We start from the raw sequence: 563 nt of genomic DNA, 5'->3' as shown, positions 1-563 counted from the left end.
CCCACACTGGCCCCACACTGATCAGCCACCACCGGATAAGGCCGATCAACAGGCAACTCCAAACGCTCAGGCATCCCAGCCAAAACCCGCTCCCAATAAGCCAACTGGCCCGCAATCGCACTACCAGGATCAGACTCCGACCCCAACCACCCCCGCTGCCACAACGCATAATCGGCATACTGCACCCCCAACGGCACCCACCCCGGCACCCGACCGGCGCACCGGCTGGCATAGGCCACACCCAAATCAGCGGTCAGCGGCCTTAGCGACCAGCCATCCGCGGCGATATGGTGCATCACGATCACCAGCACGTGCTCGTCATCGACGATGCGGAAAAGCCTTGCCCGCAGCGGGATCTCGGTGGCCAGATCAAAGGTGTGGCGCGCCGCGGTATCGATGGCCTCGTTCAGTGAACCTGGCGACCAGCCGCTGGCATCAACAACGTCCCACCCAAAATCTGCCTGCTCAACAGGAATAACCACCTGTCGGGGTGTTCCCTCGACCGTGGGGAACACAGTGCGCAGGCTTTCATGACGGCCCACCACATCGGTCAGCGCCGCAGC

At 62.9% G+C, this 563-nt stretch carries 1 protein-coding gene; it reads right to left on the bottom strand.

The features are described 5' to 3' along the window. Positions 1 to 563 (bottom strand): condensation domain-containing protein (locus tag A5744_RS18440; RefSeq protein WP_139331413.1); only part of this gene is annotated, 563 nt, incomplete at both ends.

Source organism: Mycobacterium sp. IS-1264 (assembly GCF_001954195.1).
Classification (GTDB): Bacteria; Actinomycetota; Actinomycetes; order Mycobacteriales; family Mycobacteriaceae; genus Mycobacterium.
This window is presented reverse-complemented; position numbering and strand designations above follow the sequence as displayed.